The organism is Cypionkella psychrotolerans, from assembly GCF_001294535.1.
GTDB classification, from domain to species: domain Bacteria; phylum Pseudomonadota; class Alphaproteobacteria; order Rhodobacterales; family Rhodobacteraceae; genus Cypionkella; species Cypionkella psychrotolerans.
On record NZ_LGIC01000090.1, the window covers coordinates 15263 to 31922 of the forward strand.

Annotated in this window: 15 protein-coding genes and 3 pseudogenes; 7 read left to right on the forward strand and 11 right to left on the reverse strand. The window is 60.6% G+C overall.

The window, feature by feature from the left end; genetic code table 11:
- Positions 1-193: 193 nt before the first annotated feature.
- From AKV04_RS23495 to AKV04_RS23505, 3 genes and pseudogenes are all read right to left on the reverse strand, one after another.
- A pseudogene (locus AKV04_RS23495) lies at positions 194-613 on the reverse strand (IS5 family transposase); the annotation flags it as partial.
- Between the two features lie 104 nt (positions 614-717).
- Positions 718-1068, reverse strand: coding sequence for a hypothetical protein (locus AKV04_RS26735; protein WP_202905688.1), 351 nt, complete (start codon positions 1066-1068; stop codon positions 718-720).
- An 8-nt stretch (positions 1069-1076) separates the two neighbouring features.
- Positions 1077-2252 (reverse strand): AMP-binding enzyme, encoded by a 1176-nt coding sequence (locus AKV04_RS23505; protein WP_054008848.1) that lies wholly within the window; start codon positions 2250-2252, stop codon positions 1077-1079.
- 9 nt (positions 2253-2261) lie between these two features.
- Between AKV04_RS23505 and AKV04_RS26540 the strand changes: the two are divergent.
- The 3 genes and pseudogenes from AKV04_RS26540 to AKV04_RS27385 form a co-directional block, all read left to right on the forward strand.
- Positions 2262-2639: pseudogene (locus tag AKV04_RS26540) on the forward strand (IS66 family transposase); the annotation flags it as partial.
- Positions 2640-2660: 21 nt separating this feature from the next.
- Positions 2661-3410: pseudogene (locus AKV04_RS26740) on the forward strand (IS3 family transposase); the annotation flags it as partial.
- Between the two features lie 90 nt (positions 3411-3500).
- The gene (locus AKV04_RS27385; protein WP_235815762.1) at positions 3501-3776 is read left to right on the forward strand and encodes a LysR substrate-binding domain-containing protein; all 276 of its coding nucleotides are present in this window, start codon (positions 3501-3503) and stop codon (positions 3774-3776) included.
- A gap of 169 nt (positions 3777-3945) precedes the next feature.
- On the opposite strand, the gene AKV04_RS23515 is transcribed toward AKV04_RS27385, so the two are convergent.
- From AKV04_RS23515 to AKV04_RS23545, 7 genes are read right to left on the reverse strand one after another with little or no spacing between them, the layout of a single operon-like run.
- A complete protein-coding gene (locus AKV04_RS23515) occupies positions 3946-4956 on the reverse strand; it encodes an ABC transporter ATP-binding protein (RefSeq protein ID WP_054008849.1) in 1011 nt (336 codons plus the stop codon).
- Complete coding sequence (locus AKV04_RS23520) at positions 4953-5939, reverse strand: ABC transporter ATP-binding protein (protein ID WP_054008850.1); 987 nt, start codon at positions 5937-5939, stop codon at positions 4953-4955. Before AKV04_RS23520 ends, AKV04_RS23515 begins: the two co-directional genes overlap by 4 nt.
- Positions 5936-7426 carry an amidohydrolase family protein gene (locus tag AKV04_RS23525; protein WP_054008851.1) on the reverse strand — a complete coding sequence of 497 codons (1491 nt, stop codon included), beginning with the start codon at positions 7424-7426 and terminating at the stop codon, positions 5936-5938. The genes AKV04_RS23520 and AKV04_RS23525 overlap by 4 nt, the downstream gene beginning before the upstream one ends.
- The gene (locus AKV04_RS23530) at positions 7423-8625 is read right to left on the reverse strand and encodes an amidohydrolase family protein (RefSeq protein ID WP_054008852.1); all 1203 of its coding nucleotides are present in this window, start codon (positions 8623-8625) and stop codon (positions 7423-7425) included. The genes AKV04_RS23525 and AKV04_RS23530 overlap by 4 nt, the downstream gene beginning before the upstream one ends.
- A 3-nt stretch (positions 8626-8628) precedes the next feature.
- On the reverse strand, positions 8629-9561 hold the full coding sequence (locus AKV04_RS23535) for an ABC transporter permease (protein ID WP_054008853.1): 933 nt from the start codon (positions 9559-9561) through the stop codon (positions 8629-8631).
- Between the two features lie 3 nt (positions 9562-9564).
- Positions 9565-10536: an ABC transporter permease gene (locus tag AKV04_RS23540; protein WP_054008854.1), complete on the reverse strand. Its 972-nt coding sequence runs from the start codon at positions 10534-10536 to the stop codon at positions 9565-9567.
- 59 nt (positions 10537-10595) lie between these two features.
- Positions 10596-12158, reverse strand: coding sequence for an ABC transporter substrate-binding protein (locus tag AKV04_RS23545; RefSeq protein WP_054008855.1), 1563 nt, complete (start codon positions 12156-12158; stop codon positions 10596-10598).
- Positions 12159-12754: 596 nt separating this feature from the next.
- Between AKV04_RS23545 and AKV04_RS23555 the strand changes: the two genes are divergently transcribed.
- From AKV04_RS23555 to AKV04_RS23570, 4 genes are read left to right on the forward strand one after another with little or no spacing between them, the layout of a single operon-like run.
- Complete coding sequence (locus AKV04_RS23555; RefSeq protein WP_054008857.1) at positions 12755-13555, forward strand: transporter substrate-binding domain-containing protein; 801 nt, start codon at positions 12755-12757, stop codon at positions 13553-13555.
- A 7-nt stretch (positions 13556-13562) separates the two neighbouring features.
- Positions 13563-14228 (forward strand): amino acid ABC transporter permease, encoded by a 666-nt coding sequence (locus AKV04_RS23560; RefSeq protein ID WP_054008858.1) that lies wholly within the window; start codon positions 13563-13565, stop codon positions 14226-14228.
- Positions 14228-14878 carry an amino acid ABC transporter permease gene (locus AKV04_RS23565; protein WP_054008859.1) on the forward strand — a complete coding sequence of 217 codons (651 nt, stop codon included), beginning with the start codon at positions 14228-14230 and terminating at the stop codon, positions 14876-14878. The genes AKV04_RS23560 and AKV04_RS23565 overlap by 1 nt, the downstream gene beginning before the upstream one ends.
- 14 nt (positions 14879-14892) lie before the next feature.
- Positions 14893-15651 (forward strand): amino acid ABC transporter ATP-binding protein, encoded by a 759-nt coding sequence (locus tag AKV04_RS23570; RefSeq protein ID WP_054008860.1) that lies wholly within the window; start codon positions 14893-14895, stop codon positions 15649-15651.
- A 10-nt stretch (positions 15652-15661) separates the two neighbouring features.
- On the opposite strand, the gene AKV04_RS23575 is transcribed toward AKV04_RS23570, so the two are convergent.
- Positions 15662-16618 (reverse strand): LysR family transcriptional regulator, encoded by a 957-nt coding sequence (locus AKV04_RS23575; protein WP_054008861.1) that lies wholly within the window; start codon positions 16616-16618, stop codon positions 15662-15664.
- Between the last annotated feature and the right edge of the window lie 42 nt (positions 16619-16660).

Sequence of the window (16660 nt, forward strand, 5' to 3'; positions counted from 1 at the left end):
GGATAGCCCCGCCGATCATTGCACGAAAAATGGCCAGCCTTTGCCTTTCGTCCGCGCCGTAACTCTTATCTCCGAGATCAAAATCTTCTGCGCAGCATGGCAAAGCGCTTTGTCTGGGTTGAGGAAATCAGCCCGCAGCATCCGGACAAACGCGATATCCTGCTGACACTCTGAGCGCGAGGCTCATTCACTTTCACTGCCAGAAGAGGGCGGTAGCCGCGAGTGAGATGGCCGAGAGGAAGATGATCGGGCATCGATCATATCGGCTGGCGACCCGGCGCCAGTCCTTCAGCCTACCGACCATGATCTCGATGCGGTTGCGGCGTTTGTAGCGGATCTTCGTCTTGCGGCTTTTCCGGCCGGGGATGCAGATCCGTATCCTATTGTTTCTTAGAGGTTTCCGATACCAATCTGCGTCATAGCCGCGGTTTGCCACAAACCATTCTGCCGATGGCATGCCGCGCAGCAGGGCCGCCGCTCCGATATGGTCGCTGACCTCGGCTGCTGTCTGAAGAACTTCAGCGGCCGCCTCTCTGGCATCGGCGATGGCATGGAGCTTGGTGTTCATGACACCTTTTGTGCGCCCGATGGCCCTTCCGCGCCCCGCTTTTTGACCTGTTCAGCCCCTTCGGTTGGGCCAGAGACTATCTCAAACTGGATTAAATCCTGGGAGCAGCGTCTGTGCCCGGTCGCTTGACAGGCCGGGCACAGAGACGCTTAAACATGCTTCGAGAGCCCGTTCATGTGGATATTCAGTCGGGCATAGAACAGCCGATCGCCGATGATGTGCAGATGGTTGGCGCCGGGGATGATTTCTGCCGCATTGGCGCGCGGCGACAGGCGACGCCAATCCACCAGATTTAGGCCTCGGCTTAGGCTGTCGCCCGCGCTGAACGAGGCAACCGGTACATTCAACGGCGCAAGGATGTGGCGGCGAAATACCAGCGCATTGTCGATCAGCACCCAGAACGTGTGCTCGCGACTTGCCACTTCGAGCTCGTCGGTTGGCAGCGGATCAGCCTCATTGCCGATAAAGCGCGGGAATCGCGCGTAGCATTCCGCAGCCATCGCGCCGATCAAGCGATGCCATTCGCTGCGCATCTGGCTGTATGACAGCCAATCGTCCAGCTCTGCCTGAAGACGGGCGCGCTCGCCGGGGGCAAAGCGCGGCACTGCACTTGGGGCGAAATCGCGGCCCAGATCGCAGACATCCACCTGCACGATCGGACGGATATCGACATCGTTTGCCAACTGCCGCGCGGCTTCCCATGCCAGCAGCCCGCCCCAAGACCACCCCAGCAAAGCACAAGCGCGGCCGCGCGAATATGGTCGACATATTCGGCGACCATATCCCGTACCGATACATTCATCGCTTTGGTTTCATTCAACGAATGGCACAAAAATCCGGTGGCGGGTTGATCCGCCCTCAAATATTCGGTCAGGCGCAGATATTCACGGGTCGATACCAACAGGCCGCGGAAGCAATACAGCCGCGACTTACTGCCACCAGCGCGCAAAGTGGTCGGGCTGTGTCCGGTGGCATTGCCGGCGCTGATCCTTGCGGCCAGTTCGCGCACGGTTGGGGCGTCGAACAAATCCGCCACAGTTAGCGCCACTTGCGGCCACAGCGTGCGTAGCCGCGCCAGAACCTTCGGCGCCGTCAAAGATCGCCCGCCCGTCGCGAAGAAATCATCGGTGACGCCAATCAGATCATGGCCGACCTCGGCGCGCCAGACCGCCAAAATCTCTGTTTCCGCCCGGCCCCCTGCGGATTCACCTTTCGCACGGCGCTGCACCCGGCCCGGCAAAGGCAGGGCGGCGCGGTCCAGCTTGGCGTTGGGGTTGGTCGGCATGCGGTCCGGCACCACCACCGCCGCGGGCTGCATATGCTTGGGCAGTTTTGATGCCAGCGAAGCCAACAGATCCTCGCCTGCCACTCTGGACGGTGCCACGACATAGCCGACCAACCGCTTGTCGCAATCTTCGTCGCGCAGCAGCACCAAAGCCTCACGGACGCCGGGTTCGGCCAGCAAAGCCGCCTCAATCTCGCCGGGTTCAATGCGGTAGCCGTTCAGTTTCACCTGAAGATCGCCCCGACCGCGGAATTCGATGGTGCCGTCCTCGCGCCAACGACCCAGATCGCCGGAACGATACAGCCGCGCGCCCGCAGGCCCACCCAGACGCGGACCGAACGGATCGGGGATAAAGCGATCTGCAGTGGTGCCGGGGCGGCCAACATAGCCGCGCGCCACACCTGATCCGCCGAGGACGGGTTGAAGCGCATCGCCGAGCTTTACAAGATTGAGGCAGAGATCAGGGGCTTGATCCCAGAGAACCGCCTCGCCATCCGCCAAGACCAGTCAGCGCCGAAGATCGTCGATTTTGAGACTTGGCTCACCCACCACCGCGCCCGCGTATCTGCCAAATCCCCCTTGGGCGAGGCGCTGAAATACATCGCAAAATATTGGGCTGGCCCTTGCAGGTTCTTGGTTGATGGCCGGATTGAGATGGACAGCAATGCTGTCGAGCGAACAATCCGGCCCATCACCCTGAACCAAAAGAACGCCCTCTTCGCCGGGCACGATGCCGGTGCCGAGAACTGGGCCACCATCGCGCCCTTGGTCGAGACCTGCAAACTCTGCCTGCAAACCGTGAGGGGGGCCCCTTCGCACCGTCAGCGACGGGACATGGTGCTCCTCGCCCATATACGCGATCAGCACCGGCTGAGCTTGGGCAGCTGCGGCAGACCTCGTATGACCGCGGAGCTGAACGAGCTGGGCTTTCGTGTCGGCCAGCGCCGCGTCGGGCGACTTATGCGCCAGAACGGCATCCAGGTCATCCGCAGCCGAACGTTCAAGCGCACCACCGACAGCGACAACGCCTTCAACATCGCGCCGAATTTTTTGCGACAAGACTTTGCGACGAGCGGACTCAACCAGAAATGGGCGGGGGACATCACTTAAATATGGACCCGTGAAGGCTGGGTCTATCTGGCGGTTATCCTGAACCTGTTTTCGCGCCGAGTGGTCGGCGGGGCTATCAGCAACCGTATGAAGCAGGACCTCGCTCTGGGCGCACTGAACAGGGCGATCGCGATCCGCAGACCGCCGCCAGGCTGCATTCACCACAGGGACCGCGGCTCGCAATACTGTGCCCACGACCACCAGAAGCTTCTGCGCAAGCACGCGCTGACGCCCTCGATGAGCGGGAAAGGCAATTGCTATGACAATTCTGCCGTCGAAAGCTTCTTCAAGTCGCTGAAGGCCGAACTGGTCTGGCGCCCCAACTGGCAAACCCGTCGCAAAGTCGAAGTCGCCATCTTCGAATACATCAACGGCTTCGACAACCCGCGCCGAAAACACTCTGCCCTGGGCTGGAAATCACCCGTGGCCTTCGAACAGGTCTTCGCCCATGAGATCAGACCAACCGATATCGTCCTGTTCCGGGAGGCGCTGCATTGGGTGAAATATTTTGAATTGTCATTGCCTGCTGACGGATCAGTGCCATTTTTGTCCTTTGATGATGACTGCTTCTATCGACAGTGGGCGCTGGATATCGGACAGGATGATGGCGCGATGATGGAAACGGTTTTCGAATGCTCCAGCGCTGCGGGAATTATGGCAGCCGTGAACGCAGGCCTTGGTGTTGCGCTGTTGAGCGATCGTTATCTACGCCCAGATATGGAGGTGGTCAGGGATCGCTTGCCCGTCCTCCTATGCTTGCCTATGTCATCCGCCGGGCGCGCAAATCAAGAAATCCGGCGCTGGATAGCCTGATCCGGGAGATTAGCGAAGAAATAAGCCGGAATGGCAGCCTGTCGCTGGTGGCCTGACAGATACCGCTGTTGTCAGAGGACAGCTACGGCCTCAAAGCGGCGTTGCTCAGATCGGCAGCGCAAGGGCAATTTCCTGCCCTTGGCGTTTGTTAATTCAGAGCCCCATAGGATTACGCCGACAGACGGCGCTCGCCTACCAGCGGCACGGCCAACGCGGCCATGGTTTCCGCGACGCGGTGGCAGGCGACGCGGCTGCCGTCACTATAGGCCTGCATCTCGGGGCGTTCCGCCGCACAGCGCGCGTCGGCTTGCGGACAGCGGGGGTGGAAGGTGCAGCCTGAGGGCGGTTTCATCGGGCTTGGTACCTCGCCCGATTGCACCTCACGGTCGCGCTTGGGATCGGTGACGTTGGGAATGGTTTCCAAGAGAAGCTGCGTGTAGGGGTGCTTAGGGTTGGCAAACAGCACTTCGGTGGCCGCCTGTTCGACGATGCGGCCCAGATACATCACCGCGATCTGGTCGGACATGTGGCGCACCACGCTCATGTCATGGCTGATGAACAGATAGGTCAGCCCCATTTCATCCTGCAAGCGCCGCATCAGGTTGAGGATTTGCGCTTGCACCGAGACATCGAGGGCCGAGGTCGGCTCGTCACAAACTAGAAACTCGGGCTCGGTCGCAAGGGCGCGGGCGATGGAGATGCGTTGGCGCTGACCGCCAGAAAACTCATGCGGGAATTTGCGGCCATCGCGGGGGGCAAGGCCGACGGTGGTCAGCAGTTCACCGACACGTTCGGTGATTTCCGCGTCGGTCTCGCGCAGCTTCAACTCGCGCAAAGGTTCGGCGATGATGTCGAACACCCGCCAGCGCGGGTTGAGGCTGGCATAGGGGTCTTGGAAAATCATCTGCGCCGCCAAGGGCTTGCCGTTCTTGCCATTGGCAAACTGCATCTGGCCATTGGTCGGGGTGTAAAGCCCCGTGACCAGTCGTGCGACGGTGGATTTGCCGCAGCCGCTTTCGCCGACAAGGCTGAGGCAGCCACCTGAGGGGACGCTAAAGCTGATGTCATCGACGGCGCGTAGGTAGGCTTTGGGTTTGCGTTCGATCACGCGGTTCAGCCACGGGGCCGAGACGTTGAAGAGGCGCGACAGATGCGTGACGGTCAGGGCGGGGATTGTCATGCGGCGCTCTCCTGTGCGGGTTGGTTCAGAAAACAAGCACTTTGGCCGGAGCCGCTGGGGTGCAGATGTGGGCGCTCGGTGCGGCAGCGCGGCATCACCTGCGGGCAGCGCGGGTTGAAGGCGCAGCCTTGGGGGATCGCGTCCAGACGCGGCATCGCGCCGTCGATCTGTTGCAGGCGCGGCACCCGTGCGCCGAGCGTCGGGATCGAGCCCATCAGGCCGCGTGTGTAGGGATGGCTGGGGCGGGCGATCACATCGGCGACGGGGCCGATTTCAACCAAGCGCCCGGCATACATCACGGCGACGCGGTCGGCGGTTTCGGCGATCACGCCCATGTCATGCGTCACCAGCATCACCGCCGTGCCGTTGTCTTTGCACAGGCGGCGCAGCAACGAGGTGATTTGGGCTTGGATCGACACGTCCAGCGCGGTGGTTGGTTCGTCAGCAATGATCAGTTTCGGGCGGGCGGCGAGGGCGAGGGCGATCACCACGCGCTGCCGCATCCCGCCGGAGAACTGGTGCGGGAAGTGGTCGACGCGGGTTTCGGGGCCGGGGATGCCGACCTCGGCCAGCAGGTCGATGGCGCGTTGGCGGGCTTCCGTGCGGTTCAGCGGCAGGTGCAGGCGGATGGTTTCGATCAGTTGTTTGCCGACCGAGAACAGCGGGTTCAGTGAAGTGAGCGGGTCTTGGAAGATCGCGCCGATCTCACGGCCGCGCACCTTTTCCATGTCGTGATCCGACAGCGTGTCGATGCGGCGGCCATTCAGCCAGACCTCACCGCCCGCGACATGGCCGGGGGGCTCCAGCAGGCCCAACACGGCCAATCCGGTCATGGATTTACCCGCGCCGGATTCGCCGACCACGCCAAGGATTTCACCGGGTTGGATGGTGAGGCTGATATCGGCAAGGGCTGTGACGGTGCCGTGGCGGCCAGGAAATTCCACCCGCAGGGCGCGGACATCAAGCATGGGGGTTTGGGTCATGGCTGTGCTTCCTGTCGGATCGGGTAGCTTGGCGGGAACAATTCAGAGACTGGACGGTGCTGCCAGCTGCGCTCGGGGTATTTTGCCAGCAGGCCGTCGAATTGCGCTTGGGCGCGGGTTTGGGCGGTGGCCATGTCGATGCCTGCGACGCGGCCTTCGCACATTGACAGGCGACCGTCGACAAAGGTGGCTTGGGTGACTTTGCCAGAGCCGCCTGCGATCAGCGTGGCGATCGGATCAATCGCCGGGGTCATTATGGCATCATCCAGTCGGAACACCGCAATATCGGCGCGGGCATTGGGTTTCAGGCAGCCAATATCGGTGCGGCCCAAGGCGCGGGCACCGCCCAACGTGGCGGCATCCCAGAAATCGGCGCTTTGCTGGTGCGGAGCAGTGGGGTCAGCGATGCGGGCGGTCATCAGGCCGGTGAGCAGGTTCAACAGCATGTCGGCGGGGGCGGTATCGGTGCCCATCGCGATGTTGATGCCGCGCCCGCGAAGGCCGCCGAAGGAGCGCAGGATGGAGCCGCTGCGTGCCGAAACCAGCGGGCAATGCACGACGCTGATGCCGTTTTCTGCGTAGTGGGCGAGGTCGGTTTCGGTTGCATTGGTGGCATGGGGGGCGAGGATACGGTCGTTGAGCAGGCCTTCGCGCGCCAACCAATCGGGGGCGGTGGTGCCGTGCAGGGCTTGGACGGTCTGCACCTCCATCGCGCCTTGCGCCATGTGCAGGCGGACGCGGCAATCCAGATCGCGGGCGGCGTCCATGGTGCGTTTCAGCAGGGACGCGGTGCAGGTCTCCACCCGGTCGGGCGCGAGCATGCCGTTGATCAGGCCGTTGAAGCGGCCCTGCTGGGCGGTGATGAAGGCGATGGCGTCGTCTAGGCCCGCCATGCCACGGGCCTCGTCGAACAGCGGGACGATCTGGCCGGGGGCGTCCAGCATCATGCCGCCGGCGCGATAGGCGGGGGAGAGGTAGACGCGCAGGCCCAACTCGCCTGCGGCCTCGGCGGCGGCGGTGAATTCGGCGGTGGTTTCTGCCCACTCGCGGTAGAATAGGGATGCGATTGGGGCGGCGGTGGTGATGCCGTTCAGCAGGAGCTGCGCGAAGGCGTAGCGTTTCTGGAAGGCTAGTTCCTCGGGGCTGTACATCTCATAGGGGCCGCGCTCGATGTAGCTGCGGGGCCAGACCCGGCCTTTGGCCCAGCCGGGGTTGTGGTCGATGGCGAGGATGGTGGTGTCGAGGTCCGAGAGCGCATCTAGGTCGATCAGGCCCGGCGAGACCAGCGCGCGACCAAGGGGGATGCGGCGGGCGGTTTCGCCTTCAAAGCGTTGGCCGACGTGCAGGATGCGGCCCGCTTCAAACACCACCTCGCCGTTGGGGATCAGGCAGTGGCCGCCGCCCGCGTGGCCCAGCACCCAATCGGCGGAGAGGGCGGTGCGGCCTGTTGGGTGGAGCCCGAGGGTCAGATCGCTAAGTGTCGTCATGGCATGGTGATCCCCGGCAGGGTCAGCGCGCCGTTGCGTGCCACCACGCGACCGCCCTTGACCACCAGCGGGCGGGTGGATTCTTCGACGGCGGCATGGGCGAGGGTTTCGCCTGCGACCAAGGTGAGATCGGCCAGCGCGCCGACCACGAGGCCGAGGGCTTCCACGCCCATCGCATCGGCCCCGCCGCGTGAGGCGGTATCGAGCAGCAGTTCCAACTCATCGTCGCGGCGCATGCGGTTTTTCATGCCGACGATGCGGGCGCGGTGCAGCATGTCAGGCTGGCCCCACGGCCCCCAAGTGTCACGGATACCGTCGCAACCCATGCCGACCTTGATGCCAAGCGCGCGCATGTCTTGCAGCGATGGCACTTCGGCAGAGGGGTGACCGGTGGTGAAGATGCGGATATCCTCACGCGCCACCTGCTCCATCAGCGGGTCAACGCGGTGCGGGTCGGGCATCCCCAGACAGAAGCAATGCGACACGCCGACCTTGCCCTGCATGCCATGCGCGCGGGTGCGGGTGATGATTTCTTCCAGCGTGAAAGCGCCGAGTTCGCCGTATTCGTGCAAGTGAATGTCGATGGGTTTGCCGTGCTTTTCGGCCAGCCGGAAAATAGCATCCAGCGAGGCTTTCGGGTCGCGGTCCATCGACGACGGATCAAGCCCGCCGACCACATCGGCCCCCATCGCCAAGGCTTCATCGAGCAAGTCATAGACACCGGGGCGGATCATCAGGCCGGATTGTGGGAAGGCGACGATTTGGATATCCACAGCACCCTGCAACGCTTCGCGGGTGCGCAGTTTGCCTTCCAGCAGGGTCAGCTTGTGGTCATGGTCGACATCGACATGGCTGCGGATATGGCCCGTGCCATTGGCGATCAGTTGCAGGGCGTGGCGCATCGACTGGCGATGCACGTCGAGGCCCAGCGGGATACGCTCGTTGCGCTCATTGTCGATCAGGTCTTGTAAATCGCCGCCCTTGCGCCCCGCATACCAGCCCATGCCCCAAGTGGTTTTGTCGAGATGGGTGTGGGCATCGACCAGCGCCGGGATGGCAATCGCGCCGTTACCATCTTCAACCGTGACACCATCGGCGACAAGGTTCGGCCCAACAGCTGCAATGCGGCCGTCGCGGATCAACATATCGGTCGCAGTCCCGGCCATCGGGCGAATATTGCGGATCAGAAGATCAGTCATCACTTACCTCAGTTTCGGGTTCAGAGCATCGCGCAGCCAGTCACCCAGCAGGTTGACCGACACGACAAGCAGGCAAAGTTGCAGCACGGGGAACAGCACGATCCACCACATGCCAGAGAACAGGAATTGGTTGCCAAGCCGGATCAGCGTGCCAAGGCTGGGCTGGCTGGGCGGCATACCGATGCCAAGGAAAGACAGCGTGGCTTCGGTCAGGATCGCCATGCCAAAGTTCAGCGTGGCGGCCACCAGAATGGGCGTCAGCGTGTTGGGCAGGATGTGGCTGAACATGATGCGGCGGGCGGGCACTTTCAGCAGTTGCGCCGCCTGCACATATTCCTTGCGCCGCTCCACCGCCGTTTGCGCGCGTACGGTGCGGGCATATTGCACCCATCCGCTAAGCACGATGGCAAGCACCAACACCCCCGCCGCACCCACATCGCGTAACGCCGGTGGCAGCAGTTCGCGCACGATGGCGCTGACAAGAATGGCGATCAGGATGGTGGGGATCGACAACAGGATGTCGCCCACCCGCATCAGCGCGTTTTCGACAAAGCCGCCGTAATAGCCCGCCGCCAAGCCCGAACCGATACCGATCAACAGCGCGAAAACCACCGAGGCGATGCCGATCAGGATAGAAATGCGCGAGCCATAAAGGATGGCAGACAGGATATCGCGGCCTTGGGTGTCGGTGCCGAGAAGGTAGGGCCATTGACCGCCCTCCAGCCAGATCGGCGGGATTTCGGCGTTCCACAGCTCCAGTTGCGCTGGGTCAAACGGGTTCTGCGGCGCATAAAGCGGGGCGGTGAAGGCGCTAATGATTAGCACCGCCAGCAGCACTGCGGCGAACACCGCGCTGCGTTGCCGGGTGAACGAGTACCACAAATCACTTTGGCGGGTGCGGGCAAACAGGCTGGGAGAGCTCGGGTTTACGGTCATGGATCAGGCCTTTGCATTGCGCAGGCGCGGGTCGATCAGCGCATAGGTGATATCCACCAGCGTGTTCAGCGCGACAAAGATGAAAGAGACGATGCAGAGATAGGCGGCCATCACCGGGATATCGACGAAGGTGACGGCTTGGATGAACAGCAGCCCCATTCCCGGCCATTGAAAAACGGTTTCGGTGATCAGCGCGAAGGCGATCAAAGATCCGATGTTCATTGCAGTCATAGTGACGACCGGCATCAGGCAGTTGCGCAGGGCGTGGCTGTAGTGCACCCGCCATGCAGGCACCCCACGGGCGCGGGCAAATTTGATGAAATCAGAGCGCAGTACTTCCAGCATTTCGGCGCGCACCAGACGCATCACGAGGGTGATCTGGTAGAACGACAAGGCGATGGAGGGCAGGATCAGGGCGGCGCGGCCCGAAGCGGTCAAGAGCCCCGTGGTCCACCAGCCGATGCTGACCACATCGCCACGGCCGAAGGCGGGCAGGATGTTGAACATCACCGAGAACACCAAGATCAGCATGATGCCGATGACAAAGCTGGGCAGCGACACGCCGATGATCGACAGAAACTGCAGCCCCTCGGAATACCATTTGCCGCGATGGATCGCGGTGATCACCCCCAGCGGCACACCGACCACCAGTGAGATGATCGTGGCCATCAGCACCAGTTCGATGGTGGCGGGGAAACGCTCGGCGATCAGGCTCATCACCTCTTGCTGGTTGCGGTAGGAGATGCCGAAATCGCCCTGCACCGCATTGGCGACGAAGTGCAGATATTGCATCGGCATGGATTGGTTGAGGCCGAGGCGCTCGCGCAACTCATCGCGCTCGGCTTGCGTTGTCTGTTCGTTGACCATCAGCTGCACCGGATCGCCGACAAAGCGGAAGATCATGAAGGCCATCAGGGCCACGACAAGCATGACAAAAGCCGCGTTCGCCAGCCGTTTTATCAGGAAAACAATCATAGGACTGGCTCCGTAAGGGGTGGGGCCCGGCGCATGATACGCCGGGCCAGCGATTTCGCTTATTCGGTCATCCGGGTCAGCCAGTGGCGACCTTTGTTGTCCGAAAGTTGCACCACGCTTTCCACCTTGTCCGAGGTCGCCCAAGCCATCGGCTGCTGGTGGAACGGCAGCATGATCGACTCGTCTTTCACGATCTTCAGCGCCTGCGATTCCAAGGCCAGCCGCTTGGTGCGGTCCAACTCGGTCGAGGCTGCGATGATCAGCTTATCGAGTTCAGGATAGGACCAGCCGCCCCAGTTGAACACCCCGGCCTTGTCGCTTTTGGTTTGGAAAACTTGCAACAGGATCGAATAGGCATCCAGCATTGGCTCGTTCGCCCAGCCAAAGCTGAACATATCGGCTTCACCGTTGGTCTGCTTGATCTGCTGCACGGCATTGGGGCCAATGCTGAGCGTCGGCTTCAGGCCAACGCGGGTCAGCATCGACACCATGGCGTTGCAGATTTCTTCCTCGTTCAGCCAGACATCGTTGGCGCAGACGATTTCAAACGCAAAGCCTTCGGCACCAAGTTCCTTGATCATCGCGGCGGCTTTGTCGGGATCGTAGGCGGTCGGCACGTCCAAGGCGGCATCATAGCCGGGGATCGCCGGGGCGACGACGGTGCCGGTCACACGGGATTTGCCGCGCATCACCTTGTCGCGGATCAGGTTGAGGTCGATGGCTAGCGCCACAGCCTCGCGCATTTCCTTGTGCTGGAAGAAGTTCGGCTGGCCGTTGGCCAGTTTGTCGTGGAAGTTAAAGCCAAACATGATGGTACGCAGCTCGTTGGCTTCCATCACCTTGACGCTCGGGGTGGCTTCAAGGCGCGGCAGATCCTGCACCGGGGCCTTTTCGGTGAAGTCAATCTCACCCGACAGCAAAGCTGCGACGCGGGTTGCGTCCGAGGCGATCGGGGTGAATTCGATGCGTTTCAGGTTGTGCTTCGGGGTGTCCCACCAGTTGTCGTTGACCACCAGCACGGTCTTGCTGTCGGGCACCCGGCTTTCGACGCTGAACGGGCCGGTGCCATTGGCGTGGAAGGTCGGATAGCCTTCGACCTTTTTCGCCACATCGGTCGGCAGTTCGGCGTTGTGATCCTTCAGCCAACCGGCGTCGAACATGTGGATGTTGGTCAGATCGTTCAGCAGCAACGGATAGGTGCCGACCAGTTCGATATCGACGGTGTAATCATCGACCTTGGTGGCGGATTTATAGGCGGGCAGGTTGCCCTTCAGCGGGCTGTCGGGGTGGCTGACGCGGGCGAGCGAGGACACCACATCATCGGCGGTGAAATCAGCGCCATCGTGGAATTTCACGCCGTGCCGCAGCTTGAAGCGCCAGATGTTGTTCGGCAGCACTTCCCATTCGGTCGCCAATGCTGGTTCGATCTGAAGATCGGCATTGTAGCGCACCAAGCCTTCATAGACGTGGTTCAGAAAGCTGATGGTGAAGGTGGAGCCGTAGGAATACGGGTCCAGCGAGTTGATGTCGCGGGCAGCGCCCCAACGCAGTGTCTGCGCCGATCCGGCGGTGGCAAAGCAGGCGATGGCGACGCCGGCCAGCAGGGTGGATTTGAAAAACATGGTCTGTCCCTGTTGAGGGCCCGTCTCGTCTCGGTCTTTCGCCGGGATTCGCGGGCAGATGATGAACGCTGCGGCGGGTGCAATCGTCCTGCTCGTACTGTCAGAATTGCGGACCATTTTGTCAATAATTTTGTCGACAATATTTTCGACATAGGAATTTTTGCCTAACTCCTTGGCAATTTGTACAAATATTGGGATAGATCAGAACGAGGCTACCCCAGATCATGCTCTGCTCTGCTCGGATGCTGTTTCGGATGCTGTTATCGAAAGATTCGACCAGATGGTCAGTTTGCGGCTTCATACGCAAGATAGCTCTGCGTTGGGCGATCACATTCATGCGGATGCGGTCCCGAGGTGCGATGTTGATTCTGGTTGAGATGGTTATCGGCGATGTTCTGGGAGCAGCCTATGGGCTACGGTGACAGGTGAGACAGTGAGCCCCGCAGTTGGCCAATGCTCAGCGGTGTCAGTGCTTACATGGATGTTGGCCAAACTGAGTTTCGGATCATCACTATTGATCAGACAGAAGAACCAACGACACTGGACCCAGACGTGTCAAAAGCAACGCGTATGAACCCAACAATCAGGAGGATCACATGATATTTTCTCTTTCCCGCCGTGCCAGTTTGGGCTGCGGCCTTGCCTTGGCCGCCAGCTTTCTGGTGGGCGCTATGGAGCCCGCGCGGGCGGATGCGCTGGACGATATCACCAAAGCAGGCGTCATCAAGGTCGGTATCTTCGAAGATTTCCCGCCCTTCGCCTCGCTCAATGCCAGCATGAAAATTGAGGGCTATGACACAGAAGTTGCTGACAAGCTTGCGGCAGCGCTGGGCGTCAAGGTCGAGTTGGTCGGTATCACCGGTCAGAACCGGATTCCGTTTCTGACCGAAGGCAAAGTCGATCTGCTGCTGAGCATCGGCTACAGTGACGAACGGGCGCAGGTGGTGGACTATACGGATGCCTACGCCCCCTATTATATCGCCGTCATGGGTCCGAAAGATGTCGATGTCAAAGACGCGGCTGGCCTTTCGGGCAAAACCATCGCGGTGAACCGCGGCACTCTGGAAGACACCGAAGTGACCAAGGTTGCCCCGGCAGATGCCGACATCCAGCGCTACAGCGACTATAGCGGCGTGATCTCGGCGTTCCTTTCGGGTCAAGCGCAGTTGATGGTGGTTGGCAATGATGTGGGCGCCACAATCCTTGCGCAGAACCCGGCGATTGAACCGGTTGAGAAGTTCCTGCTGCTGACCTCGCCGTCACAAATGGCGGTGAAGAAGGGCGAGACACGGTTGAATGCGGCGTTGAATACGGCGCTGGTGGCGATGAAAGCCGATGGCGAATTGAACGACTTGGCCGTGAAATGGCTAAAGCAACCGCTGGTCGAAGGTTTCTAAGTCAGCCATGGGTTACGAATTCGATTTTAGTGCGATTTCGGAAAACATCGGCCTGCTCCTGCATGGGGCGGGCCTGACTATTGGTTTGACGGCGATTGCGGCAACCGTTGGCATGGCGCTGAGCATCGGCGGGGCGGCTGCGGCCTTGTGGGGGCCTGGCTGGTTGCGCAGGATTGTCGGGGTCTATGTCGAACTGATCCGCAACACGCCGTTCATCGTGCAGCTTTTCTTTATCTTTTTCGGGTTGCCCAGCCTTGGCGTGAAGCTGACAGCCTTCGAGGCGGCAGCACTGGCGATGACCATCAACCTGACGGCTTATGGCATCGAGATTGTCAGGGCGGGGATTGAGGCGGTGCCACCGGGGCAGCGCGAAGCGGGCTTTGCGCTGGGCATCGCGCCGATCTCGACGTTTATCTATATCGTTCTGCCGCAAGCGATTGCCGTGGTTTATCCGGCTTTGGTCAGTCAGATTGTGATTACCATGTTGGAATCGGCGGTTGTTTCACAGGTCGCTGTCACCGATCTGACCCATGCGGCCGATCTGATCCAATCGCGCACCTATCGCGCGTTTGAGACCTACTTTGCGGTGACCCTGATCTATCTGGGCATGGCACTGCTGATGCGCTGGTTGTTCAACCGCGCCGGACGACAGCTTTTTGCGGGGAAACGCTGATGGTTACGCTGTCACTTGCCGATATTATCCCTTTCCTGCTGCTGGCCGCGCGCTGGACGCTGTTGCTGTCGGCCATCGCCTTTGTCGGAGGCGCTACCGGGGCGACGCTGCTGTTGCTCTGGCGTTATGGCGCGCCGAAGGTTGGGGGCGTTGCGACCTCGCTTTACATTCAGCTTTTTCAGGGCACGCCGTTGTTGCTGCAACTGTTTCTGGTGTTTTTTGGGCTGCCGCTGCTAGGGGTTGAAGTCTCACCTCTGGCTGCAGCGGGGATTGCGCTGACCTGCTATGCCAGCGCGTTTTTGGCCGAGATCTGGCGCGGCTGTGTCGATGCCATTCCGCGCGGGCAATGGGACGCCAGTGCCAGTCTGGGGATGAATTTCCTGACGCAGATGCGCTATGTGATCCTGCCGCAATCGCTGAAAATTGCGGTGCCGCCGACGGTCGGCTTTCTGGTGCAACTGTTGAAAAGCACCGCTTTGGCCTCAATCGTGGGCTTTAACGAATTGACGCGATCCGGCCAGATCGTTGCCAACGCGACGTTCCAGCCCTTCCTGATTTATGGTCTGGTGGCGCTGATCTATTTTGCCATGTGCTACCCGCTGACCGTCGGTTCCCGCGTTCTGGAACGACGGATGCGGATTTCCCGCTAATACTGGAGAGAAAAATGGCAGAGCTGCCAGACCCTTCCGCGCCGATGATCGAGATGCGCAACGTCAACAAATGGTATGGCGAGTTTCAGGTTCTTAAGGACATTTCCCTGACCGTGGCCAAGGGCGAGCGTGTGGTGATCTGCGGTCCTTCGGGGTCGGGGAAATCGACCGCGATCCGATGCATCAACCGGTTGGAGCAACATCAATCCGGGCAGATTTTCGTCGAAGGCGTTGAGCTTACCGACCAGATTAAGAACATCGAGCATGTGCGGCGTGAGGTTGGCATGGTGTTCCAGCAGTTCAACCTGTTTCCGCATCTTTCGGTGCTGGACAATCTGACCCTCGCCCCGCGCCGGGTGCGGCATCAATCGCGCAAAGAAACCGAAGCGCTGGCGATGGAATATCTCGCTCGGGTGCGGATTGCCGAACAGGCACACAAGTTTCCCAGCCAGCTTTCCGGCGGTCAGCAGCAACGCGTGGCGATCGCGCGCGCGCTTTGCATGGAGCCGCATATCTTGCTGTTTGATGAGCCGACATCGGCGCTGGACCCAGAAATGATCAAAGAAGTGTTGGATGTCATGGTGGAGCTGGCCGAAAGCCACATGACGATGATCTGCGTCACCCACGAGATGGGTTTTGCCAAGACGGTCGCCGACAAGGTGATCTTCATGGATCACGGTCAAATCGTCGAAGTTGCCCCGCCGGATGAATTTTTCTCACAGCCCAAGAATGAGCGAACAAAACTGTTTCTCAGTCAGGTTCTGAAGCACTGACCCAAGCCCGCTATCCGACGGCTCTCGGCCGTCCGACCATCCGCTTGGCGGCATGTTTTTGGGCTGGCTGTTGGCCATGCGCCAAACGAAGCTCTTTCAGAAACACCGACAGGACCGGTTTCTTTTCCTCAGTCTTGCGCGTTACCAGATAGACGGGATTCTGGTAGCCTAGGGTCGGTTCCAGAATTGGACGCATCTGATCCAGCGCCACCCAGTGCTGGGCGACATGCACCGGCAGGAAGCCAATATAGACGCCCGACAGGATGAACGCCGCGACGCTTTCCATCAAGTCAGCCACCGCCGTTGATGCCAGTTTGATCCCGGGTGGCAGCTTTTCTGGCGCAGCATAGGCACGGCGCACGAATTGCTGATCCTTCAGATCGGCTATCCCGATCTCATGATCTGGGGCAAACAGAGGATGGCCGTGGCCACAGTACAGCGCCTGCCGCTCTTCAAAGATATCTTCATACTCCAAATAGGGTGAATGTTGGCCGCAGGCCCCCAATCCCATATCGCAACTGCCCTCCAGCACCATACGCTCGATTTCAGAGGGCGAAGTGACACGAATGCTGCACTGAACCTCGGGGGCCTTGTGATGGAAGGCCGCGATGGCCTGATGCAGGCAACAGACGGGGTTGGTGATCAGGCTATCCAGCATTCCGATTGCAAGATTACCGGTCAGGCAGTTCCGCGCGGCGCCCGCGTCAGAGCGGAACTCGTCAAGCGCCATGAATAGGCGCTGGCTGGCCTGATAGATAAGCTGGCCGCGCTCGGTCAAACGGAAACCGGAGCGCCCCCGTTCACAAAGTCTGACGCCCAGCCGCTGCTCTAGCGAGGTCATGTGGGTACTGATCGTCGACTGGCTGATGTTCAGATCAATTTGCGCCGCCGAAAACCCGCCAGCTTCCACAACCTTGGCAAAGACCTTGAGAAGCCGAATATCGCCTTCGGTGAGATTGCTCAGCATTCAAGCCCCTTTCGGAGAAGCCATGGTCTGGATGCGCGGTTT